At 67.2% G+C, this 22,559-nt stretch carries 16 protein-coding genes; 7 read left to right on the top strand and 9 right to left on the bottom strand.

All coding sequences use genetic code 11. The annotated features are described in order from the left end of the window. Positions 1-7 precede the first annotated feature (7 nt). Positions 8-793 carry a serine aminopeptidase domain-containing protein gene (locus tag BSF38_RS17865; RefSeq protein ID WP_076347853.1) on the top strand — a complete coding sequence of 262 codons (786 nt, stop codon included), beginning with the start codon at positions 8-10 and terminating at the stop codon, positions 791-793. Positions 794-807: 14 nt separating this feature from the next. Here BSF38_RS17865 and BSF38_RS17870 read toward each other — a convergent pair whose 3' ends face one another. After that, complete coding sequence (locus BSF38_RS17870; protein ID WP_076347855.1) at positions 808-1,344, bottom strand: hypothetical protein; 537 nt, start codon at positions 1,342-1,344, stop codon at positions 808-810. Between BSF38_RS17870 and eno the strand changes: the two genes are divergently transcribed. The 4 genes from eno (at position 1,343) to BSF38_RS17890 (ending at position 8,406) form a co-directional block, all read left to right on the top strand. Continuing rightward, entirely contained in the window at positions 1,343-2,650 is a 1,308-nt protein-coding gene (eno, locus tag BSF38_RS17875; RefSeq protein ID WP_076347857.1) for a phosphopyruvate hydratase, read from the top strand. The genes BSF38_RS17870 and eno overlap by 2 nt on opposite strands. Positions 2,651-3,220: 570 nt before the next feature. Continuing rightward, the gene (locus BSF38_RS17880) at positions 3,221-5,398 is read left to right on the top strand and encodes a DUF1549 domain-containing protein (protein WP_476703904.1); all 2,178 of its coding nucleotides are present in this window, start codon (positions 3,221-3,223) and stop codon (positions 5,396-5,398) included. A gap of 45 nt (positions 5,399-5,443) precedes the next feature. Then, positions 5,444-6,763 carry a DUF1501 domain-containing protein gene (locus tag BSF38_RS17885; protein WP_076347861.1) on the top strand — a complete coding sequence of 440 codons (1,320 nt, stop codon included), beginning with the start codon at positions 5,444-5,446 and terminating at the stop codon, positions 6,761-6,763. Beyond that, positions 6,760-8,406: a PPC domain-containing protein gene (locus tag BSF38_RS17890; RefSeq protein ID WP_076347863.1), complete on the top strand. Its 1,647-nt coding sequence runs from the start codon at positions 6,760-6,762 to the stop codon at positions 8,404-8,406. Before BSF38_RS17885 ends, BSF38_RS17890 begins: the two co-directional genes overlap by 4 nt. Positions 8,407-8,485: 79 nt before the next feature. Here BSF38_RS17890 and BSF38_RS17895 read toward each other — a convergent pair whose 3' ends face one another. Together BSF38_RS17895 and BSF38_RS17900 are read right to left on the bottom strand one after the other, a co-directional pair. Next, positions 8,486-9,109 carry a cytochrome P460 family protein gene (locus BSF38_RS17895; RefSeq protein ID WP_083713047.1) on the bottom strand — a complete coding sequence of 208 codons (624 nt, stop codon included), beginning with the start codon at positions 9,107-9,109 and terminating at the stop codon, positions 8,486-8,488. Positions 9,110-9,267: 158 nt separating this feature from the next. Continuing rightward, positions 9,268-10,386 carry a 3-keto-disaccharide hydrolase gene (locus BSF38_RS17900; protein WP_076347867.1) on the bottom strand — a complete coding sequence of 373 codons (1,119 nt, stop codon included), beginning with the start codon at positions 10,384-10,386 and terminating at the stop codon, positions 9,268-9,270. Positions 10,387-10,870: 484 nt separating this feature from the next. Between BSF38_RS17900 and BSF38_RS17905 the strand changes: the two genes are divergently transcribed. Beyond that, positions 10,871-13,177, top strand: a complete 2,307-nt coding sequence (locus BSF38_RS17905; protein WP_083713049.1) for a putative PEP-binding protein — start codon at positions 10,871-10,873, stop codon at positions 13,175-13,177. A gap of 36 nt (positions 13,178-13,213) precedes the next feature. Here BSF38_RS17905 and BSF38_RS17910 read toward each other — a convergent pair whose 3' ends face one another. Then, positions 13,214-13,438, bottom strand: coding sequence for a hypothetical protein (locus BSF38_RS17910; protein WP_076347871.1), 225 nt, complete (start codon positions 13,436-13,438; stop codon positions 13,214-13,216). A gap of 213 nt (positions 13,439-13,651) precedes the next feature. Between BSF38_RS17910 and BSF38_RS17915 the strand changes: the two genes are divergently transcribed. After that, a complete protein-coding gene (locus BSF38_RS17915) occupies positions 13,652-13,993 on the top strand; it encodes a hypothetical protein (protein WP_076351069.1) in 342 nt (113 codons plus the stop codon). 17 nt (positions 13,994-14,010) lie between these two features. Here BSF38_RS17915 and BSF38_RS30780 read toward each other — a convergent pair whose 3' ends face one another. The 5 genes from BSF38_RS30780 to BSF38_RS17940 all read right to left on the bottom strand — a co-directional run bounded on the left by BSF38_RS30780 (position 14,011) and on the right by BSF38_RS17940 (position 22,429). Continuing rightward, positions 14,011-14,559 carry a PH domain-containing protein gene (locus tag BSF38_RS30780; protein ID WP_145952203.1) on the bottom strand — a complete coding sequence of 183 codons (549 nt, stop codon included), beginning with the start codon at positions 14,557-14,559 and terminating at the stop codon, positions 14,011-14,013. A 278-nt stretch (positions 14,560-14,837) separates the two neighbouring features. Further along, complete coding sequence (locus BSF38_RS17925) at positions 14,838-15,254, bottom strand: GNAT family N-acetyltransferase (RefSeq protein ID WP_076347875.1); 417 nt, start codon at positions 15,252-15,254, stop codon at positions 14,838-14,840. Between the two features lies 1 nt (position 15,255). Next, on the bottom strand, positions 15,256-17,487 hold the full coding sequence (locus BSF38_RS17930) for a glycoside hydrolase family 32 protein (protein WP_076347877.1): 2,232 nt from the start codon (positions 17,485-17,487) through the stop codon (positions 15,256-15,258). Between the two features lie 107 nt (positions 17,488-17,594). Then, positions 17,595-21,176, bottom strand: coding sequence for an AAA family ATPase (locus tag BSF38_RS17935; RefSeq protein ID WP_076347879.1), 3,582 nt, complete (start codon positions 21,174-21,176; stop codon positions 17,595-17,597). Beyond that, complete coding sequence (locus tag BSF38_RS17940) at positions 21,173-22,429, bottom strand: metallophosphoesterase family protein (protein WP_076347881.1); 1,257 nt, start codon at positions 22,427-22,429, stop codon at positions 21,173-21,175. The genes BSF38_RS17935 and BSF38_RS17940 overlap by 4 nt, the downstream gene beginning before the upstream one ends. Positions 22,430-22,559: the final 130 nt, after the last annotated feature.

Raw genomic sequence — 22,559 nt, forward strand, 5'->3', positions numbered from 1 at the left:
GCTCGCCATGTCCTGGATCACCAATCTTCTGATCGGACTGTTCGCCTGGTCGCCGAAACCGCCGCCCACTCCCGCCCCGGTGCCAGCGCCGGCCGAAATCCGGAGCGAGGCGCTGGTGGTGGTGGCCGACGGCATCGGCGGATTCGACCTGTGCGGCAGGGCCCTGGCTCGGGTGATCAAGGCGTCCGGCCTTGCGTACACCACCCGCGTGGTCCGCTGGGGGCACGGGGTGGGCCGGTGGTACGCCGACCTGTCCAACGCCGCCAACTGCGACGCCCGGGCCGACGAGGTCGCCGAGACGTTGCGGCTCCACCACGACGCGCACCCGGGCGAGCCGATCTTCCTCGTCGGCAAGTCGGGCGGCTGCGCCGTGATCGTCAAGGTGCTCGAGCGGCTGTCGGGCTCGGGGGTGGTGGTCGAGCGGGTGGTCTTGCTGGCACCGGCCCTCTCGCCGGGGTACGACCTGACGAAGGCGCTCGGGAGCGTCCGGCGCGACGTCTCGGTCTTCTGGTCGCCGCTCGACGTGGTATTCCTGGGCGCCGGCACGCGGATCTTCGGCACGTCGGACCGCGTCTGGTGTTCGGGGGCGGGCCGGGTCGGCTTCCTCCGTCCCAAGGCCGGGACCGACGACCCCGCGCGGGTGGCGGCGTACAAGAAGCTCCGCCAGATCCGCTGGTCGCCCCGGATGAGCTCGACCGGCTACCTGGGAGGACACTTGGGGCCGGATTCTCCGCGTTTTCTCAAGAAGTACGTCGTACCCCTGTTGCGGGTCGAGCCGCCTCCCGAATGTTGATTTCGCGACCAGGGTCAAGCCTTTGCGTCGGGGCCGCCGATACCCATAGAGCCGCCGAAAGGGTCGCTGGACCGGGGCGGCCGCTTCTCCGAGACGGGCCAGACGAGCGCCCGGAACGAAGCCCCTCGGCGCATCGCCGACGGACCCCGCTCCGGGCGCTCCTTGCTTCGAGGATTCAATCGGCCGACGACCCAACCCGGCCGATCCTCCCGAAGGCCCTCAAGAACGAGCACCGTGAAGCCGCACCGCGTGGCGGTCTCCGCCTTTTCAACAAGGAGACCCCTACCCCCTGATGCCGCATGCACCGGAGGGGCGGGGCCGCCCGCACTTGAGTTCCCCCGCGTCGACTCGACGATCCACTCGCGGAACCCGTCGCCGATTCCGCCGCAATCGATTAAAATCCAGTCACCAAAGATGACGGCGGTCGACCCCGTTCGGGTCGCGATCGCCGGCTGGAGACGCCACTCGCTCGAAACCGTCGAACGAACCGGATACGTAAAGTCTCTTCTCTTTCTGGATCGTATTGCATTAAGGAATTTGAGGACCAACATGAGTCAATCGACCTCAGCCATCGCCAAGGTGCACGGACGCGAGATCCTGGACAGCCGCGGCAACCCGACCGTGGAAGTCGACGTCGTCCTGGCTGACGGCACGCTCGGCCGCGCGGCCGTCCCCTCGGGCGCCAGCACGGGCATCCACGAGGCCGTCGAGCTTCGCGACGGCGACAAGAAGCGGTACGCCGGCAAGGGCGTCACCAAGGCCGTCGCCAACGTCAACGGCGCGCTCGCCAAGGCCGTCGTCGGCCGCGACCCCAGCGACCAGATCGGCCTCGACCGCGCCCTGATCGCCGCCGACGGCACGCCCAACAAGGGCAAGCTCGGCGCCAACGCGATCCTCGGCGTCAGCCTCGCCGCCGCCAAGGCGGCCGCCAAGGCCCACGGCCTGCCCCTCTACCGCTACATCGGCGGGGCCGGCGCCCACGTCCTACCGGTGCCGATGGCCAACATCATCAACGGCGGCAAGCACGCCGACAACAAGATCGACTTCCAGGAATTCATGGTCATGCCCATCGGCGCGAAGAGCTTCGCCGAGGGCATCCGCACCGTCGCCGAGATCTTCCACCAGCTCAAGGCGGTCCTTAAGAAGGCCGGCCACAACACCAACGTCGGCGACGAGGGGGGCTTCGCGCCGAACCTCGACAACGAGGAAGCCGTCAAGTTCATCCTCGACGCCGTCGACAAGGCGGGCTACACCGCCGGCCGCGACAAGGACATCGCCATCGCGCTCGACTGCGCCAGCTCCGAGCTGTTCGACGAAGGCGACAAGAAGGGCTACAAGTTCTGGAAGTCGGCTCCCGACAAGTTGTTCTCCAGCCAGCAGATGATCGACCTGTTCGGCTCGTGGGTCGACAAGTACCCGATCATCTCGATTGAAGACCCGCTCGACCAGGACGACTGGGCCGGCTACACCGCGATCACCAAGGCGCTGGGTGACAAGGTGCAGATCGTCGGCGACGACTTCTTCGTCACCAACACCGAGCGCCTGGCCAGGGGCATCGCCCAGGGCGCGACCAACAGCATCCTCATCAAGGTGAACCAGATCGGCACCCTGACCGAGACGCTGGAAGCGATCGAGATGGCCCATCGCGCCGGCTACACGTCGGTGATCAGCCACCGCTCGGGCGAGACCGAAGACGCGACCATCGCCGACATCGCCGTCGCCACCAACGCCGGCCAGATCAAGACCGGCAGCGCCAGCCGCTCCGACCGCGTCGCCAAGTACAACCAGCTCCTTCGCATCGAAGAGCAACTCGGCGCCGACGCCGTCTACGGCCCCGGCCCCAAGGTCCGCGGCTGAGCCTCCCGTCCTCCTGCACTTCCTCTCCGGCGCGGAGCCTCTCGCTCCGCGCCGGTGACCGGACGACGCCTCCCCCACCTCCTCGATCGCGCCGCCTCGAACGTAGACGAGGGGTGAGACTGCGATCAAAACGCGGCCGCGACGCCTCCGTTCCACCGATGCGGCAGCAGTTCCATGACCACCGCGACGGTCGAGGAAGCCCAGGGCCGTCTCAAAGACCTCTTCGTTCGGGGTCATCATCTGCGAAGAAGAGCTGCTCAGGCAGGACGGCGAATCCATCGCCGAGTCGGCCCGCACGCCTCGGAAATCCTGGCCGTACGGAGGCCGGGGACGCGAGAAGCGAGGTTTTCCGGATGGCCCCGCATGGGATGCGGTGCCGGAGGATTTCGAGGATTACATGGAATGGGGCTGTCGTTCTGAAGCGAATCGCCCGCCATGTTCAAGACGGCGAATGCGGGTGTCGGATAATTGTTGGAGAAATTCGACGCGTCGATTATAATCCGGCGTCCGACCAGACCGCGTTGCAAGTGGATTGGGGCGATTATAATGCGTGCTGTCATCTTCAGCCTCATGGCTGTCATCGGGGCGAGTCACCTGTCAGGGACTCTGGCTTCGGGAGCCGATCCATCCGCCAACGTCACCTTCGAGCGAGACATTGAACCGATCTTGACCCGGGCGGGGTGCAACGCCGGAGCCTGTCACGGCAAGGCGAGCGGCCAGAATGGCTTCAAGCTGTCGCTCCTGGGCTTCGACCCCGAATTCGACCATATGGCGATCGCTCGCGAGGCCGGTGGACGTCGCGTCCTCCAAGCCGTGCCCGAGCAAAGCCTCATACTCCAGAAAGCCACGGCCGAGCTGCCTCACGGTGGCGGACGTCGAATCGACCCCTCAGGGCCTTTCTACGATACGCTCCGCCGCTGGATCGTCGCCGGACTTCCTCGGACCGCCACCGACGCGCCGAAGCTGGAGCGCGTGGTCGTCGAGCCGGGCGAACGAAGGCTAGGGCTCGATGAATCATTCGGTCTGCGCGTCACCGCCCGTTTCTCCGATGGGTCGACGGAAGACGTGACTCGCCTGGCCGCGTTTGGTTCCAGTGAATCGACCCTGGTCGCGGTCGACGCCGACGGTCGCGTCAAAGCAGGCAAGTTTGCGGGTGAGGCGACGATCTCGGCGCGCTACGAAGGGATGTTCGCCAACTGCGACGTATCCATTCCCTTGCCTGGCGAAGTATCCGCCGGTTTGTACGACTCGCTTCCCCGATCCAACTTCATCGATGATCACGTCTGGGCCAAGCTCAAGAAGCTCGGCCTGACCCCTTCCGGTCCCGCGGGCGATTCCACGTTCCTGAGACGCGCCTACCTCGACGTCATCGGCCGCTTGCCGACGCCGGATGAGGCCCGCGCCTTCCTCGCGGATTCATCGCCCGACAAGCGCGCCCGCCTCGTGGATCGACTCCTCGACCGGCCTGAATACGCCGACCACTGGGCGAACAAGTGGATGGATCTCCTGCGGCCGAATCCCTACCGTGTGGGGATCAAGGCGGTCTTCAATCTGGATGGCTGGATTCGAGACGCGTTTCGGAAGAATCTGCCGTACGACCAGTTCGTGCGCGAGATCGTCACGGCCCGAGGAAGCACATTCGAGCAGGGGGCTTCGGCGATCTTCCGGGACCGTCGCGAGCCGATCGAGATCGCGCCGGTCGTCAGCCAACTGTTTCTGGGCATCCGGCTCGATTGCGCCAAATGCCATCACCACCCGTTCGAGTCGTGGGGGCAGGAACAGTTCTACGAGTTCGCGGCCTTCTTCGCCCGCGTGGGACGCAAGGGCACCGGCCTCTCGCCGCCGATCTCCGGGAGCGAGGAAATCGTCTTCACCGCCAAATCCGGGTCGGTCAAGCACCCGTTGACCGGCAAGGTCCTGCCGCCCAAGCCGCTCTTCGGTTCCGCGCCCCTGGACGAGGACCCCGAGGCGGATCCACGCGAGGCGCTCGCTCGCTGGATGACTTCGCCCGAGAATCGCTACTTCTCCCAGGTGATGGCCAACCGCGTATGGGCCGACCTGATGGGCCGAGGCGTCGTCGATCCCGTGGACGATATTCGTGCGACCAACCCGCCCAGCAACGGCCCACTGCTCGACGCCCTCGCCGATGATTTCCGGACTCACGGATACGACCTGAAGCATTTGATCCGAACCATCATGGCCTCGTCGGTCTACGGGCTCAGCTCCGAGCCCAACGATCGGAACATCGCCGATACGCGCAGCTTCTCCCGTTATTACCGCCAGCGGCTTCGGGCGGAAATCCTCCTGGACGCGATCAGCGACGTGACCGACGTCCCCGACGTTTTCGACGCCGCCCCCCCGCGCAGCCGCGCCTCGACGATCTGGACCAATCGGGTCCCCTCGCTGTTCCTCGATACGTTCGGTCGACCCGATCCGAACCAGGACCCCCCTTGCGAACGAACCAGCGACACGGCGGTCGTCCAGGCTCTCCACCTCATGAATTCTCCCGGCGTTCACAAGAAGCTCTCGTCCCAGGACGGGCGAGTCGCGGCGCTGGCCAAGGGAGAAAAAACTCCCCAGGCGATCGTCGACGAACTCTATCTTCTGGCATACAGCCGACATCCCACCGATGAAGAGAAGAGTGTTTGCGAGGCGCTCCTCCTGGACACCAAGAGCGATCGGCGCCGTGCGGTGGAGGACATCCTCTGGGCCCTGCTGAACTCCGCCGAGTTCGTGTTCAAGGACTGACCCGCAGGCCGGCCGACCACGCCCCTCCTGACAAAGGCGAGACCGATGGCAATCTCCAAGAACTGCGAATCCACGACCCGACGCGACTGTCTCCGTCTCGGCCTGGGCGCCCTGATCGGCGGCGGGTTGATCGACGCATTGCGGGTCCGAGGCCAGGCGGCGATCCCCAGCGCAAGGCCGATGAGTTGCATTCTGATCTGGATGGACGGCGGCCCGAGCCACTACGAGACCTTCGACCCCAAGCCAGGGGCGCCCGCCGAAATCCGAGGGAAATTCAAACCGATCGACACCGCGGTCCCGGGGATCCAATTCTCCGAACCGATGAAAAGACTCGCGTCGATCGCCGACAAGTTCTCGATCGTCCGGTCCATCAGGCACGATCAGGGGAATCACGGAGCAGGCAATCACTACATGATCACCGGCGCGCCGCCCCGGATTCCCGTCGGCTGCGGAGCGTTCGTGAGTTTCCACCCGAGCATGGGCGCGGTCGCCGCCCATGAGCGCGGGGCCGCCGGCGGGCTGCCGCCTTATTTCTCCATCCCGAGCATGTTGCGTTCAGGCGGGCCGAACTTCCTGGGGGCGAAGTACGCCCCGTTCGTCGTACCCGACGATCCGAACTCGTCGAGTTTTCGCGTCCGGGACGTCGCTCCGCCCCGCGACCTCGCCGAGCCCCGAGTCGGCGACCGACGCGGTCTCCGCGATCGACTCGACCACTTCAAGCGATTCGCCGAGAAGTCGGCGGGCGACCCGGCCCTGGCTCTCGACGAATACTATGACCAGGGGTATGAACTGATGTCGTCGAATCAGGCCCAGCGGGCCTTCGACATCACGCTTGAAGACCCTCGCATACGCGATCGTTACGGCCGAAACTCGTTCGGCCAGCGTTGCCTGCTCGCCCGACGGCTCGTCGAGGCCGGGGTTCCCTTCGTCACGCTGAATGAAGGGGGGTGGGATCACCACGTTTCCCTCTTCGACGGCTTCGAGAAGCGAATGCCTGCCTTCGAATCTTCGGTCGCCGCCCTCATTGAAGATCTCAACCAGCGCGGGATGCTCGAATCCACGTTGGTCCTCGCGCTCGGGGAGTTCGGCCGAACGCCGAAGATCAACAAGGACGCGGGACGCGACCACTGGTCGAACGCCATGTCGGTTCTGGTCGCGGGTTGCGGCACTCCGGGAGGCCAGGTCGTCGGTGCAACGGACGCCCGAGGATACGCCGCCAGCGAACGCGTGCTCTCTCCGGAGAACTTCGCGGCCACGGTTTATGCGAAGCTAGGAATCGACCCCGGGAAGATGCTGTACACTCCCAGCGGCCGACCCACATTCCTGGTCAGCGATCCGACCCCGATCCGGGAGTTGATGGGATGAGACGGCGATCGCTCACCGCCTCGCTGTTCTCGATCGCGTTGTTGGTCGCGAGCGTGCCGAACACATGGGCCAAGGCGCCGGCGCTGACCGGCTTCTTCCCGGCCGGAGCCGCGCGGGGCCAGTCCCTGACGGTGACGATGTCGGGGAAGTTCGATCATTGGCCGGTGAAGTGTTGGGTCGAGGGGGCCGGACTTTCGGTCAAGCCCGGGGAAGTGAAGGGGAAATTGTCGGTCGAAGTCGCCGCCGACGCACAGCCGGGAGTGCGCTGGGTGCGTGTTTATGACGAAGAGGGAGCGACGAGCCTTCGTCCTTTCATCGTCGGCGCACTTCCTGAAGCGATGGAGTCGGAGCCGAACGATGATCCGCGTCGTCCCCAGGCGATCGAACACGTACGCACGACCGTAAACGGCCGTCTCTCCAGGTCAGGCGACGTCGACGGATACTCCGTCAAACTCGAGCGAGGACAGAGGCTCGCAGCCGATCTGGAAGCCAACCGTCACCTCGGCTCGCCGATGGACGCCGTGCTGCAGATCGTCTCGGCCGAGGGTTTCGTCCTCGCGCAAAACAACGATACGGTGGGTCTCGACCCCCGCATCATTTTCGAGGCGCCCGCAACCGGGACTTATCTCGTTCGCGTCTTCGCCTTCCCGTCGGCTCCAGACAGCAGCATCCATTTCGCCGGGGGAGACGCGTTCGTCTATCGCCTTACGCTCACGACCGGCGGCTTCATCGAGCACGCCTTCCCACTCGCCGTCTCCCGCGAAAGCCCGACCGCGATCACCGCCATCGGCTCGAATATCGCTGGATCCGACTCCGTTCTGGTCGTTCCCTCCGACGATCGGCGTGACCTGCTCTCCCTTACGCACCCGTCATTGGCGGGAACCGCCGAGATCCGTCGCGTCACCGGCGCTATGGAGGTCGAGGTCGAACCGAACGAACCGGCCAAGCCTCAAGTGCTTTCTGACCATGGCTCGGTCAGCGGAAGGATCGATCCTCCGGGCGATCGCGACGCCTATCTCGTCGCCATGAAGAAGGGGGAAAAGCGCCTCTTACGTCTGGAATCGCGAACCTTTGGATTGCCTCTCGACGCGGTCCTCCAGGTCCTCGGCGGCGACGGCAAGACCCTGGCCGAGACCGACGACGTCGGCGACTCAAGCGATCCCGAACTGGCCTTCACGCCCTCTGCGGACGGCGATTTTCGCGTCGTGGTCCGTGACCTCAATCGTCGAGGGGGGCCGCATCATGCGTATCTTCTCAGCGTGATCGCCCCGGAGCCCGATCTCGTCCTCACACTCGCGGCCGACATGTTCGAAGTGACGCCGGGCAAGGAGACCAAGATCGTTGTTGCGATCGCCCGCAAGGATGGCTTCGGCGACACGATCGCGGTGACGGCCGAGGATCTCCCGGATGGCGTTCAGGCGACGACGGCCCTATCACGACCGTCCGACGCCTCGGCGAAATCGGTGACGCTCGAATTCCGATCCGGTGCATCCCCCCAACCCGGTCCGTTCCGGATCGTCGCGCGGTCCGCCGACGGCAGAGGCCGCCAGCGGACCGCCCTGGCGAAGATTACTGGATTCGAGGTCGAAACCGATCGTCCCTGGCTTACGATTCTTCCCGCCCCCAAGCCGAAGTCGCCATGACGCGGCGGGACGCATCCCATTCGCGACGGTCGCCGCGCCCGTCTCGAAGACCATCAGCCCAACCGGAACCGTTCTGACGTCACTCCGGGTCGCGGAGCGTCGGGTAGAACTGGACCCAGACGTTGTCGACGCTGGCGTGCTTGAGGTGGCACTGGTAGCACGAGGCGTCGGGCTTGGCAGCCGTGGGGGTGGACGGTTTGGATTTGTCGTCGAGGCGGAAGTCGTAGTAGGCCCACGGGACGCCGCCGCCGGGACGGTTCTTGTCCTTGACGGCGACCTCGACGCCGACCCGCTTGCCCTCGAACCAGCCACGCTCCAGAACGCCCTTGGCGTCGCGGGTCTCGCCTCGGAAGACCTCCAGGACGAGCATCGTCGGGTCGGGGAATTCGCCCGTCTCGCGATAGGCTCGGTACGACTCGGGGTTGATGTAGACGTTGTGGAAATTGCCCCCGACCGTCGCGTCGTGCTCGGGCTTCCCCTGCTTCGCCGGTTCGTCCGGGTTCGACCGATACGACGGACCGAGATCGGCGCCGACGAAAACCCACGATCGGAAGCCCTCGGGCGCGACCAGTTCCCCGTTCGCGTTGTACGTGGGCTTCGTCGCGGCCGACGACGGCGGCTCCGCCCGCAATGCTCCCAGTGCGATTACGGCCGCCGCCGAGACCATAGCCGTTGCGATGCACGACCTCCTGATAGTCCTCATCGCCGATCCTCTCCCATTCTGATCGCGCCGGTCGTCTCGTGATCCACGTAAGGATGTGATATCCCAAAAGTCGGACCGATGCGATCAGAAAAGAGGAGGTCGATTCGATCTTCGACCCGATGACGATCAAATCGATCGTTTCGGAGCACGATCGCTGTTCACGGCTTGATCTTTGTGAATAGGCTCCCACCGCCGTCGCCGATGGTCAGCTTGACCCCGGTGACGTGGCCCTGGGCGTCCTTCTGGAAGACGAACCGGCCGTCGGTCTGGGGAAATTCGAAGTGGGTCGCGGAGACCGGGACGATCTCCAGCGGCGTGGGCCGGAACGGAAGCTTGAACCGCAGGTGGTCGCCCTGGCGGGTCATGACGATCCGCATTGCGTGGGGGTCGGTCCCGGCGGCGTAAACGCCGGCCAGGGCGTCGAGTTCGGCCGGCTGGAGGGCGATGGTCTTGGGAGTCTGGCGGTTCTCCGGCGACGGCCCGGGGCGGTCGGGAAGCTTGCGGAGCCAGATGTTGCGGAACCGGACGGGGTGGCCGTGGTCCTGAAGCTGGATCGGGCCGTGGTCGACCCCCTTCTCGTACGGGAGCGCCTCCAGCCATGACGTGTGGCCGGTCAGCTCCTCGTTGTTCTGGACCAGGACGCCGTTGAAGAACACCGTCATCCGCGCGGGCTCGCGGACCGCGCCCGACTTGTCGAACCGGGGGGCGCGGAACGCGACGTCGTAGGTCTGCCATTCGCCGGGGGGCCGCGAGGCGTTGAACAGCGGCGGGTACTGGCCGTAAAGGGCGCCGGCCTGGCCGTCGGCGTAGGTGTCGGCCTTGTAGGAATCGAGGACCTGAAGCTCGAACTGGCCCATCAGGAAGATGCCGCTGTTGCCTCGGTCCTGGCCCTTGCCGTTCGGCGGGTTGGGCGACGCCCATTCGACGTGAAGCTGAACGTCGCCGAACGACTCCCTGGTCTGGATCGCCCCGGTTCCCGGCGCGACCTCGAAACCGCCGTCGGCCACCTTCCAGGCCGCCTTGCCGCCGTCGGCCGACGACCAGGCGTCGAGGCTCTTGCCGTCGAACAGGACGACCGCGTCGGCGGGCGCGGGGGTCGCCGCCGGGGCCTCGCCCGGCGCGACGACCGGCGGCTTGGGACGGCGGACGTCGTGCTGCCGCCAGCCGCTGGGAGTCGGGACGTGGACGATCGGGTCCTGGTCGCCCGCCAGGCCGAGCGAGGCTCCGGCCGCGACGAACAACCCCATGCGACCGAGCCAAGTGGATCGAGTGAACATTGTGGGAGAGGCCCTCGGAAAAGTTGCGACGCCGCGATGCGAGACGAACCCCCACTATAAACCCCGACGGCCCTCGAAAACAGGAAACGGCGAACCACTCACCGACGCCAACCGTGTGCTGCCGCGAACTTACGCACTGGTGCCGCCTCCCCGGGCGGTTGGGGCCGGGGCGCGGGCGGTGACCCTCGCGAGGCTGATCGGTGCGGCGGCCTCGTGTTGAAATATACCAGCCCTAAGCGCCATTGAGTGCATCGTGCCGACGGCCCGCGCCGAGGCCGAGGATGTTCGGGGAAGAATGCACTCGCTGGTGCTTCGGGCTGGTACTTTGGAGGGTTCGGCATAAGGGGCGGGCGCTCAGCCCGCGACGGGAGAAGCGAGGATTGCCCCGCTCGTGACGTCGGTGGCACGTTTGTTGCGACTGAATAATGGTCCTCGGTCGTGTGGGTTGATTTCGTGGGATCGCGCTTCGTGAATCGCGGGGGGAATGAACATTATCACTGCTGTCGTCCCAACGCATGAAAGCTCGTTGCTGCTGACGCTTGAGGAGATCAGCCAGCTCGTTTCGCATTCCCACGACCCGCAGGAGACGCTGGCGAACATCGTGGGGTTGATCCACGACCGGTATGGGACGGACGTCTCGTCGGTGTATCTGGTCGATCCGGTTCGCGGCGACCTGGTGCTGGCGGCGACGGTGGGCCTCGATCCCTCGGGGGTGGGCCGGGTGCGAATGCGGTTCGACGAGGGGCTGACGGGGCTGGTCGCCGAGCGGGTGGCGCCGGTAATGGAGGCCGACGCCGCGGTCCATCCCCGCTTCAAGTATTTTCCGGAGGCGGGTGAAGACCCGTTCCACTCGTTTTTAGGCGTGCCGATCATCGAGTCGGGCGCGGTGCAGGGCGTGATGGTGGTGCAGACGACCGAGCGGCGGCCGTTCTCGCCCAACGAGATCCGGATGCTGGTGACGGCCGCCTCGCAGCTTGCGCCGCTGGTCACCGGCGCGCGGCTGCTGGAGCAGGTGGCCGCCGCCGCGCGGGCCGCGACGGTCGAGCCGCCGAGCCTCCCGCCGCGCGGGGTGGTCGCGCGGATCCTCAAGGGCTGCTCGCTTTCGCCGGGGCGCGGGGCGGGGCTGGCGTACGTCATCGACGGCCACGCCACGCTGGGGCCGCTTCCTCCACGCGGGGCCGTCGATCCGGCCGTCGAGAAAGGGCGGCTGGACGAGGCGGTCGAGGCCACCCGAGCCGAGATTTCCCGGCTCAGCCGGCGGATCTCGGCGCTCGTGGGAGAGGACCACGGCGCGATCCTTCAGGCCCAGCTCATGATCCTTCAAGACCGGACGGTCGAGCGCGACCTCGACGCTCGGCTCGCGTCCGGCGACTCGGCCGAGGAGGCCGTCTCGCGCACCCTCGACGTCTACGTCGCCACGTTCGCCAAGCTTAGCAATCCGCTGTTCCAGGAGCGGATCTTCGACATCAAGGACGTGTTCCGGCGCGTGTTCTGGCACCTCCGCCCGCGCGGCGGGACGGCCGTCGCCCAGGGGGGGCCGCTGGTGCTCGTGGCCCGCGAGGCGTCGGTGCTCGACCTGTTCTCGGTCGATCTCGACCGTCTGGTCGGCGTCGCCGTCGAGCACGGCGGCCCGCAGTGCCACGCCGGCATCATGGCGCGCAGCCTCGGCCTGCCGATGGTCGGCCAGGTCCACGGCCTGATCGATCAGGTCCAGGCCGGACGCCGGATCGAAATCGACGGCCGCGCCGGGACGGTCGACCTCGACCCGGCGCCCGAAGCCGTCGCTCTCGCGACCCGCCGGCCGGCGAACCGAACCTCCGCCAAAGGCCGCCGCGCCTCGGCGACTCCCGCGCCCCAGGTGTTCAGCGACCGGCCGGGGATTCCTCGGGTCGAGGCCAACGTCAACCTGTTGAGCGAGGCCGATCAGGTCGTCGCCCATAACGCCGGCGCCGTGGGGCTGTATCGGTCGGAGATGATCTTCCTGGCCCGTCGCACGCTGCCGACCGAGGAGGAGCAGGTCGAGATCTATCGCAAGCTGATCGAAGCCGTGCGCGGGCGTCGGGTGACGATCCGCACCTTCGACCTGCGACCCGACAAGCTGGCGCAGGGCTCGTCGGCCGCGTCGTGTTCGGCGCACGCGCTCGACTGGCGGCTGGTGCTCGAAGTTCCAAGCCTTCAGCGGCTGTTCAAGGAGCAGGTGCGGGCGATCCTGCGGGCGGCGTCGGTCGGTCCGGTCCGCCTGCTGGTCCCGCTGGTGAACCGCTCGGCGTTACTCGATTTCGCCCTCGCGACGGTCCGCGAGGCTCGCGGCGAATTGATCGCCGAAGGCCTGGCGTTCGGCGCGGACGTGCCGTTCGGCGCGATGATCGAGGCGACGGCCGCGATCCCCCTGGCGGGGTCGTGGGCCGGACGGGTCGATTTCTTCGCGCTGGGGACCAACGACCTGATCGCCTCGGCCCTCGGGCTGAACCGGGAAGACCCGGTGGGCGCGCAGTGCGACGACGTCTTGCACCCCGGCCTGATCCGGATGATCGCCGCCCTGATCGACGCGGCCCACAAGGGGGGGCGGCCGGTCTCGACCTGCGGCGAGATGGCGAGCGACCCGGCGGGGACCGTCGTCCTCGCCGCCCTGGGCGCCGATTCGCTGAGCGTGGCCGTTGACCGGCTGGCCGACGTCCGCCGGACCCTCGCGGGCCTCAACCCCGCCGACCTCCCGTCCTTGCGGTCGCGGCTCCTCGAAGCCGAGTCCGTCGAAGACGTCGCCCGTCTCGTCAGCCAGCGGGGGGCGTGAACGCCCCTCCCGGGACGTCGCTCCGCTTCGCTCAGCTCAACTGCCGTCGAAGGGCGAGGCGGACGGCACCATCGGGATGCCCTTGTTGGGTGACGGCGTGCCAACGGTCCCGGTCTCGGTCGGGCTGGGGTCGAGCGTAGGCGCGGTGGGCAGTTTGAGGGCCCCCGCCTTGCGATCTCGATGAATCAGCCCCCCGTTCGTGCATCCCGCAACCATGCTGACCGCCGTGAGCAGCGCGGCGACTCGGATCGTGGTCTTCATCTCCAGGCTCCTCCATGAGTGGATCTTAAGCCTTGATCGGCTCGAAGCGGACAGCATAGCGGAGTCGGCGATTCTGGAAAGCCGAAATTCGCCGACGTGGATGGATGAGCGGCGATCCGGTGGACGCCGAACTGGAATGACGCGCCGGGTCGTGTAAATTGAATGCTGGTCACGTCCGCCGCGTTCGTCCGCAGTTCTCGATTGGAGGGGCTCATGGATTCGCCGCAGTGGCCGTTCGCCGATCCCGAGGAGACCGAGGTCGTCACGCTCGATCGGATCGTCCGGCGCGAGTCGCCGATCTTACTCGTCTCGCACGACGCCGACGACGGCGGTTGGCAGTTCGTCGACGGCGATCAAGTCTTCGAGGAGAACGGCGAGGTCGTGCTCCTCGGCGAGATCGTCCAGCTCGATCCGACCGTGCTGGAACTCGCCGAACTGCCCATCGGCTGGCACGCCTGGCGGCCGAGCCTCGACCATCCCTGGCGGATCGCCGAAGGCGAGCCGCCGGCCAACGCCGCCGACGAGCCTGATACGGAGGCCGAAATCCGGGATTGATCGCCGGCAGCGCTCGATCAGGCCGACCGCCGAGACGCGGGGATCAGCGACCGGATCAGCGCGCAGACTTCGTCGGGCTCGGGGACGTTGGGGAAGGGGACCCAGAGCCTTCCCTTCGGTCCCGACCGGCCCGGGGGTTGGTCGGCGACGACCGTGATCGTCGCCAGGCCGACCGGGCGCAACAACGGCCCCGCGGTCGAATGGACGTCGACGACCCGATCGAGCGGGACCGTCAAGCTCGGCCGGGCCGAGCCGTCCCGCGCCGCTTCGATCCGGTCGGCGAAGATCGTGTACGTCGTCGCGCCCCGATCCCGAACGAACGCCTTGTAGTGGAAGGCCCAGAGCGCCAGGAACGCCACGCCGGAGGCCGTCGCGGCCCAGACGAGGGCGAACGGCAAGTTCGTATCGCCCGACGAGCCCGTGACGGCGTCGGCCCCGAACTTGAGGACCACCAGCGCGAGGAAGCCGACGAACAGCGCGATCCCCGCGCTGTGGATTCCTCCCACCAGCCAGAACTGCCGGAGCACCGGCACCGGCCTGACCACGAGCAAGGGACCTTCCGACACGGCGAGGACTCCAATCAAAATAGCCTGTCGCGAGCATGCCTTGAAATACAAGCCCGAAGCGCCAGCGAGTGAATGGATTCGAGCGGCCGACCGGAAATACACTCGCTGGCGCTTCGGGTTGCCCTGAAAGTAGTCTCGCGAGGGCCTGCCCGGATACAAGCCCGAAGCGTCAGTGAGTGCATGGATCCGAACGGCCGGCCGGAAATACACTCGCTGGCGCTTCGGGCTTGTAATCGGACCCGGTCGACCGAGGGAGCGAAAGAAGGCCGCGCCGGAACTCACGGATCGCGCCGGGCCGGGATGATCCAGCATGAGTCGTGCGGGGCCATCCCGATGTGAGGATAATACGACCGCGCCAAGGGGGCGGCGAGTAGGATCAAGGTCGTGTGCAGGCCGGCGGCCTCGTGGGTCTTCTGGATCAGCTCCTTGCCGATCCCCTGGCGCTGCAATGCCTGGTCGACGGCTAGATCGGAGAGATACGTGCAGAAGTTATAGTCGGTCATCGCCCGCGAGACGCCGACGAGCTTGCCGTCGAGTCGGGCGGTGATGATGAGGTCGGCGTGTTCGAGCATCCCCCGGATCGTCTCGGGGCGGTCGACCGGCCGGCGCTCGGCGAGCGTCGACCGCACCAGCAGGTCGACAAACTCGTCGGGGCCGAACGCCGGGTACGACTCGCGCTGGTACGCGATCGCCATCTCAATTATCCCCCTTCTTGTCGATGAATTGAGCCGGCGCCATGTCCCACGCCTCGATCGACCGGACGACGACCGGGCCGCCTCGGGCGAGGATCTTGACGCCGAGCGCCTCCTTGCTCGCGGGGAAGACCTGCTCGGTGATGCACTGGCGGTCGTTGGCGAAGACTTCGAGCATCGGCTTGTCGAGGAAGACGCGGAGCTTGAGCGGTTCGCCGGCCTTCAGCTCGAACGGGGCGTCGACGGTGGTCCGGGGGGTCTTGTAGTCGGACCCTCGCAGAATCCCCCCGGTGTCGAGCGGGTTCTGCGTGTAGACGACGTCCTGGCGGCGGGTCGAGCGCGAAACGTCGAGTGACAGCGTGCGCGACTCGGGCCGGAACCAGACGGTCGTCTGCTCCTTGCCGTCGGGCGTGCAGCGGACCGCGAGGCCGATCTCCTTGGCGTGGCCGGGGTCGATCTCGATCGCCAGTTCGAGCGTGTCGCCGCGAACGCCGTCGAGCGTCGTCTCGGAGTCGGCGGCGACGGTCAAGCCGGCGAGCTTGCGCGGGTTGCGCCTCAGGGTTTGCAGCTCCTCGGCCGGGGTGATCCTCAGCGTTCCGTCGGTGGCGAGGGCCAGCACGCGGGGGAGGCTCTGGACGCCCGAGCCGGTCGCGCGTTGGGTGAGAATGGTTCGTGGGTCGGTCACCCACGCCCAGATGATCCGCCGGCCGTTCGGGTCGACGAGGCTTTCGGGGGCGAAGAACTGGCCGCCGGGCCAGTTCATCCGGACGTGCTGCTCGGGATGGAACCGCTCGTTCTCGAACCGGCCGATGTAGATCCGTCCGCCGACCTTGTGGCTGATGCAGAGCAGGGCGTACTTGTCGCCGATCTTGAAGAAGTCGGGGCACGAGCAATCTTCGCCGGGGGTCGTCCAGGTCAGGTCGGGCTGCTCGTAGAACGGATGCAACGGCGTCCACTTGACGAGGTCGGGCGACCGCATCGTGTAGAGCGTGTCCTTGCCGTTGGGCAGAGCGTTGCCGCCGAGCAGGCAGTAGTAGTTGTCCCCTTCGAGCCAGAGGTACGGGTCCCAGACGGTGTAGACGCCGTGCCCGGGCTGTCCGGCCTTGGGCATGGGGACGATCGGGTTGGCGGGATGCTTCTTCCAGACGAGCAGGTCGTCGTCCTGGGCCGTGGCGACGCAGACGCCGGCGTCGACGCCGAACCAGCAGAGCATGGGGACGCCGTCCTTGTTCAGGAAGGCGTTGCCGCTGAAGATCCCCACGTCCGGGTCGCCGGGCTCGGGGACGAGGGCCGGCGGGAGGAACGTCCAGTTCACCAGGTCTGTGCTGACGGCGTGTCCCCAGCAGTGGCCGCCGTGCGGGCGCTTGGGGTCCTGGTAAATGTACATCAAATGATACTTGCCCTTCCAGTAGATGCAGCCGTTGGCGTCGTAGGGCCGGGCGAGCCCTTCACGCGGGAGGGCCGAGACGTGGTACGTCGGCCAGTCTTCGTCGGCCCGGGCGCGGTGGGCGTCGAGGCCGTCGCCCACCAGCACGAAGCCGCCGGCGAGGTGCAGCCGGCCGCCCCGGATCTTCGCTTCGCCGATCAGCCGGCCGGGGGGGAACGTGTTCATGCGGTCGGCCGCCGTGTCGCCCTCGAACGTCCACCAGGCGAGCGGCGGCTTGGCCGACGGCTGGTCGGGCTTCAGCGTCGACAGCGTCTCGGCGTCGAGCGCCTCCGGATAGATCCGCACGTCGTCGATCTCGCCCCGGAAGGTCGGACCGCCGAGGATTTCGAGATGTCGCAGGCCCAACAGGACGACGCTCGCGCTCGTGAACTCGGCGGGTTCGGAGGGCATCGTGTAGCGGGCGTAGGGCTTGCCTTCGCGGTAGATCGCGACTTCCTTGCCATGGTAGGCGACGGCGATTTGCACGACCGTGCGCGGGTCGGCGGTCTCGGCCGGCCAGGCGGCCTGGTCGTGGGACGAGCGGCGGAAGCCCTCGCTGCCGGCCATCCAGCGGCCGGATTGCAGCTCGCCGAACACCAGCGCGTCGAACGATTTGCCGGGAGTCTGGACTGTGATCACGCTTCCCCCGCGCTGGAACGTGTTCGCGGGGGCGACCCAGGCGACGAACGTCTTGTCGCGCAGCGTCCACGGTTTGCGCGCCGCCGGCTCGTCACCGAACGCGGCCGTGGAGACGAGCATTGCGGCAAGGATCGAACGGATCGACCAGTTAAGGCCGTGCCAAATGTTCATCGCGAGAGGTTCCTCAAGAGCGGAGGGGGCAGGATCAGCGCCGACGCAATCGATGACAGAAAATGTCCCCTTGTGAGCGTTCCGCGTCAACCCTTGAGCGAACTTCGCTACGCCGACGGCGACAGCCCCAGCAGCGGCCGCTGGCGGCTCTTGGCGGGGCGTGCGGGCTTGGGCTCTTCGGCGTCGTCGGCCGGCTCGGCGTCCGCGGTGGGAATCGCCAGCGGGCGGAGGCTCGGGAAGACCTCGCGGCCGAGGACCGTCAAGTGGGGATGGCATGTGAACAAGATCACCTGAACGCGCTTGGAAACGTCGCCGAGCGCCCGCAGAGTGTGCCGCGCGCGGTCGTCGTCGAAGTTCGCCAGGACGTCGTCCATGACGATCGGCAGGGCTTCAGTCCGGCCGCAGTAGTGCAGCACGTAGGCGAGCCGGACGGCCAGGTAGAGCTGTTCGCGGGTGCCGGTCGAGAGCTGATGCGGCTCGAGCATTTCCTCGTCGACGCGGTGGACCAGCAGCGGGCCGTCGTCTTCCTTCGGGCGTTCGACGCGCGTGAAGCGACCGGCGGTCATGGTCTGGAAGATCCGCGACGTCTCCCGCAGCATCTCGGGCTGCGAGTCCTGTTCGAACCGCTGGATCGCCTGTTTCAAGAGATGCTGGGCGAAGACCAAGGGGACGTAGCGATCGACGGCCGCGGCCAGCTCGGCGCGCTTGGCGGAGGCCGCTTCCTGAAGCTCGGCGGCCTCGCCGCTCCCCTTCTGGTACTCGGAAAGCGCCTGCCGCCGCGACCCCACGTTCTCGTCGGCGGTCGTCTTCCGCTTCTGGACCTGATCGCGGAGGGCCTCGGCCTGGTCGCGGTCGGCGTTCAGGAGGTCGCCGTCGGCCCCGTCAAGCCGTGCGAGGAAGGCGTCGAGCGGCTCTTGCTCGCGGACGATCTCGACCTTACTCTCCTTGGCGGCGACATCCTGATCCAGCTCGGCGATCCGCGCGACGCGGTCGGCGATCGCGCGGAACGCCTCGGCGGTCTCGACGCCGGCGGCGGCGAACAAGGCGGTCCGGTCGTCGAGAACGGCGGCCCGCTTCGCGTCGTGCTCGACCTCCAGTCTTCGCGCCTCGGCGAGGTTTTTTTCGAGGCTCGCTTTGCGTTCCTGGGCCTGGACGCTGTCCGTCAGTCGCGCTTGCAGCGTTGCGGCGGCGTGCTCGGGAAGCTCGTCGACGAGGTCGGCGGCCAGATCGGCCGCGATCGCCTGGACCTTCGGTTCGAACTCGGCCAGGCGCGCTTGATGGGCGGCGATGCGGTCGACGTGGCCGTCGGCCGTCTCCAGGTCGGCGAACGTCGCGTTCAAGTCCCGGAGCACCCGGCCGGCCAGACCGGCGTCCCAATCGGCCGGCAGTCGAAGCTCTTGCAAGAGGGCTCGCCAGCGATCACGCCAGGCGGCCTCTTCGCCCTGACGCTCGATTCGCTGCGCCTCGGCCCGGTCGGCCTTGTCTTGAAGCTGGCGGCTGTCGCGCTGAAGGTCGCGGCGCGATTGCTCGCTGCTCCGGATGTGCTTCTCCCGCTCGCGGGCGGCGGCCAGGAGCGCGGGGCCGTCGCTGTCGGGATCGCCCAGCAGGGTGCGAAGCCGGCTCTCGAACGTCGCGACCTGCTCGCGGAGGGCTCGTCCCTCCTGCTCGTGTTCGACGGTCCGGGCTCGCAGCGCCCGCAGCTCGTCGAGTCGGTCGAGCCAGCCTTCCATCGCGTCGGGGTCGAGCGGAATCAGCCCGCAATCGGCCCAGAGCGCCCGCCAGTCTTCGAGCAGCGAGTCCTGGACCGACCTCAAGCCGTCGAGCGTCCGGCGATCCTGTTCGATCCGCTCGCGGGAGAGTTTGATCTGGTCTTGCTTGGCCACGGCGCTCGACTGATCGAACAGGTCGTCGGCGTAACGATCGGTCGCATGGACGACGTGTTGATAGGCGTCGAGAAGGTCGTGGACGGCGTCCGGCGCGTTGTCGGCGAGCCAGGCGCGAACGTCGGCCTCGACGTCCTCATGCTCGACGTGCTTGCGGCGGACCAGGTCCCAGCCGGCGTCGCGGCGGCGTCGAAGGTCATCGAGGCCGTCGGGGGTCGGCAGGTCGTCGCCGCGCGCGGTCAGGCCGGCGAGCTCCCGTTCCAGGCCGCCAAGAGCCGCTTCGTCCTTGGCGAGACTGGATGCTGATGAGTCGATCTGTTGCTCGATCCGCTGGAAATCCCGCTTGAATCGGCCGATGGTCTCGCGGGGGGGCGCGGGAAGTTCGACGGCCTCGCTCGACGGGCGGTCGAGCGGCGGATTGAGCCGGGGAAGGAGATCGTCGATGGCGCGCCGGGTCTTGCGGTACTCGCCCTCCAGACGCTTCAGCTCGCGGGCGTTGTTCTTGTACTCGGCTTCGTCCTCAAGCAGCGCCGCCAAGGGCGCAACATCGACCGGCTCGCCCAGGGCGAACAGCTCCGACTGCTTGTCGTGAAGCGTTTCAAGATGGCCGTCGCGGGTCTTGGCCAGGTCGTTGAGAGCCGCGGCGCGGTCGTCGTGCTCTTTCGTCAGCAGGTCGACCTTCGCCTTCAGCGGGGCGGTCAGGCGGAAGCCGCGAAGGTCTTCGAGCGACCAGTCGGGGACGAGCGAGCCGAGGCGGGCGGTCACCTTGCGGAGGGCCTCGTCGCGCTTCTGCTGATCGACGGGCAGGCTCTGGCGCGCGTCCTTCACCGCCTGGATCGTCCGGTTCAGCCCTTCGATTTCGGCCCGGCGCTCGATCAGGCGCGGGTCGAAGCGGACGTCGGCCAGCTCGCGCGCGTTCTTCTCGGTCGCCTTGCGGGCCTTGTCGAGCGCGTCGCTGAGTCGGGCGATGTCGGCCTCGACGGCGTCGAACCGCGCGCGGCCGTCGGGAGGGAAGCTTGCGGGCGCCGTCAGGCCGGCTCGCTCGCGTCGCAGGCGGCCGAGTTCGAGCCAGAGCGGGAACGCCTGGGCGAGCCTGCGTTTGAGCCCCAGGTCGCGAGTCGCCGCGACCAGTTCGTCGGCAAGAGCGGCGGCCTCCGCCTCGGCCTGTTCCAGCTCGATCCGGCGCTGCTCGTAGGCGTCGCAGCGGATGCTCTTGTCCTTGACCCGCTTCGACAAGTCCGCGAGCCCGGCGCACAGGTTGTCGATGACGAGGGTCCGCGACTTCTCCTTGTAGAGTTTGTCGGCCTCGGCTTGCAGGGCTTCAAGGATCTTCTTCGGGTTGGCGGCGCTGGCGGTCCCGCCGCTGTAGAGGGCCGACTTGACGCTCTGATCGCCGAGCGACTTCTCGCCGGCGGCCAGCTCGTCCAGGCCGAAGGCGAAGATCGACCGAAACAGGTTCGCCGAGGCGTGGCCGAGCAGGCCGTTGAAGCCCTCGTCGTCGAGGTCTGATTCGCGGCCGTCGACCTGGAGCGAGACCGTCTTCTTCCGGCCCTTGCGACGGTTCAGCTCGACGATCGAACCCGAATCGAGGACGAGCGTGGCCGAGCCCTCGGGCTTGTTCTTCTCGCCGAACATGTAGGGCGTGCGCTCGGCGAAGCCGAACAGCAGCTCGCGGACGAACTCCAGAAGAGTCGTCTTGCCCGCCTCGTTGGGCCCGATGATCATCTGCACGCCCTCGCCGTCGAGGGGCAGGGCGAGGTCGCGGAAGTGGCCGTACGACTTGACCCGCAGGTTCTGGAGTCTCATACACCTTGCTCCGTCAGACGGCTGAGCAGGTCGTCCTCGGCCGTGCGGAGCCAGGCGGCGAGCTGTCGGCGGCTGGAGAAATCGATCTCGTCGTCGGCGAGGTCGGTTCGCACCTTCGTGGCGAGCTTCTGGACGTGGGCGCCCAGCGCGTCGAGGGCGGCGTCGTCGGCCGCGGTCGCGTCGAACGCGCGGAGCAGGTCGCCCAGCAGATCCTGACCTTGCCGTAGTTGGTCGCGGTCGAGGGGCGGGCGGGTGTCGAGCTTGATCTTCTCGACCCAGAGGTCGTCGGTGAACTCGCCGGGCAGCGACCGCAAGCGGGCGACGGTCTCTTGCCGCCTCGTCTCGTCGACCAATCGCTGGTGGGCGCGGCAGCGTCCCTGAACTTCCAGCCGGACGGCGGTGAGGCGGCCGTCGACCTCGCCGGCGATCGCCTTCAATCGGACTTCCGCCAGGTCGTGAAGCTCGTCGATCCCGTCTTCCGGCTGGAGCGCGATCGTCTCGCGGCGCCAGCGGAGGACGTCAGTCGAGCGGAACCGGAGCGACGTGATTTCCTGGTGCTCGACCGTCACGACCACGCAGCCTTTTTCACCCTGTTCTCGGATGTGCCGCCCCTGGGTGTTGCCCGCGTAGACGACGCGCGGGCCGTCGTCGTGGAGCACGTCGTACTGGTGGACGTGGCCCAGCGCCCAGTAGTCGTACCCCTTGGCCACCAGCTCGTTCACGCTGCAAGGCGCGTACGAGTCGTGGTCGAGGGTGCCGGTGGCGTTGGTGTGCAGCAGGCCGATGTTGAGCAGGTCCTTGAACGGCTTCGGATACCTCGGGACGAGGTTCTCGTGCAGCTCGCGCTTGGGGAAGCTCATGCCGTGGACGGCCACGCCGAGGTCTTCGATCAGCACGGTCTCGGGATTGCGGTGGTCGAGGAGCTTGAGGTTGTCGGGCCAGGGGACGCGGTAGCTCATCTCGTCGCGCGAGTCGTGGTTGCCCCGGATCACGTAGACGGCGATATCGTGCCGCTTGAGGAGCTGGATCTGCTTGACCACGAACAGGGCCGTGTTGAAGTCGCGCCAGTCGTAATCGAACAGGTCGCCCGCGACGACCAGGAACGACGCCTCCTCCTCGATGCAGACCTTCACCAGGTTTTCGAGGGCCGACCGGGTCGCGAGCCGGACGCGCTCGACCGGCGCGCCCTCATAGTGCTCGAGCCCGCGCAACGGGCTGTCGATATGCAGGTCGGCGGCGTGGACGAACTTCATGACGCGGGTCGCCCCTGGATCGGAGATGCGTACGGACGGTCAGCCGTATTGTACTTTTGTTCTCTACGCAGGGAAAATCCGACCGGCGGATTTCGTCGATCGACGTTCGTTGAAATCGGCAAAACCGTCG

The organism is Paludisphaera borealis, assembly GCF_001956985.1.
In the GTDB taxonomy this organism is placed as follows: domain Bacteria; phylum Planctomycetota; class Planctomycetia; order Isosphaerales; family Isosphaeraceae; genus Paludisphaera; species Paludisphaera borealis.

Coding starts and splice junctions, on each gene's coding strand:
- BSF38_RS17885 (WP_076347861.1), top strand. CDS start 5,444: ATGGCAATCTCCAAGAACTGCGAATCCACGACCCGACGCGACTGTCTC.
- BSF38_RS17915 (WP_076351069.1), top strand. CDS start 13,652: ATGGATTCGCCGCAGTGGCCGTTCGCCGATCCCGAGGAGACCGAGGTC.
- BSF38_RS17940 (WP_076347881.1), bottom strand. CDS start 22,429: ATGAAGTTCGTCCACGCCGCCGACCTGCATATCGACAGCCCGTTGCGC.
- BSF38_RS17935 (WP_076347879.1), bottom strand. CDS start 21,176: ATGAGACTCCAGAACCTGCGGGTCAAGTCGTACGGCCACTTCCGCGAC.
- eno (WP_076347857.1), top strand. CDS start 1,343: ATGAGTCAATCGACCTCAGCCATCGCCAAGGTGCACGGACGCGAGATC.
- BSF38_RS17865 (WP_076347853.1), top strand. CDS start 8: ATGTCCTGGATCACCAATCTTCTGATCGGACTGTTCGCCTGGTCGCCG.
- BSF38_RS17910 (WP_076347871.1), bottom strand. CDS start 13,438: ATGAAGACCACGATCCGAGTCGCCGCGCTGCTCACGGCGGTCAGCATG.
- BSF38_RS17895 (WP_083713047.1), bottom strand. CDS start 9,109: ATGAGGACTATCAGGAGGTCGTGCATCGCAACGGCTATGGTCTCGGCG.
- BSF38_RS17930 (WP_076347877.1), bottom strand. CDS start 17,487: ATGAACATTTGGCACGGCCTTAACTGGTCGATCCGTTCGATCCTTGCC.
- BSF38_RS17925 (WP_076347875.1), bottom strand. CDS start 15,254: ATGGCGATCGCGTACCAGCGCGAGTCGTACCCGGCGTTCGGCCCCGAC.
- BSF38_RS17890 (WP_076347863.1), top strand. CDS start 6,760: ATGAGACGGCGATCGCTCACCGCCTCGCTGTTCTCGATCGCGTTGTTG.
- BSF38_RS17905 (WP_083713049.1), top strand. CDS start 10,871: ATGAACATTATCACTGCTGTCGTCCCAACGCATGAAAGCTCGTTGCTG.
- BSF38_RS17900 (WP_076347867.1), bottom strand. CDS start 10,386: ATGTTCACTCGATCCACTTGGCTCGGTCGCATGGGGTTGTTCGTCGCG.
- BSF38_RS17870 (WP_076347855.1), bottom strand. CDS start 1,344: ATGTTGGTCCTCAAATTCCTTAATGCAATACGATCCAGAAAGAGAAGA.
- BSF38_RS17880 (WP_476703904.1), top strand. CDS start 3,221: ATGGCTGTCATCGGGGCGAGTCACCTGTCAGGGACTCTGGCTTCGGGA.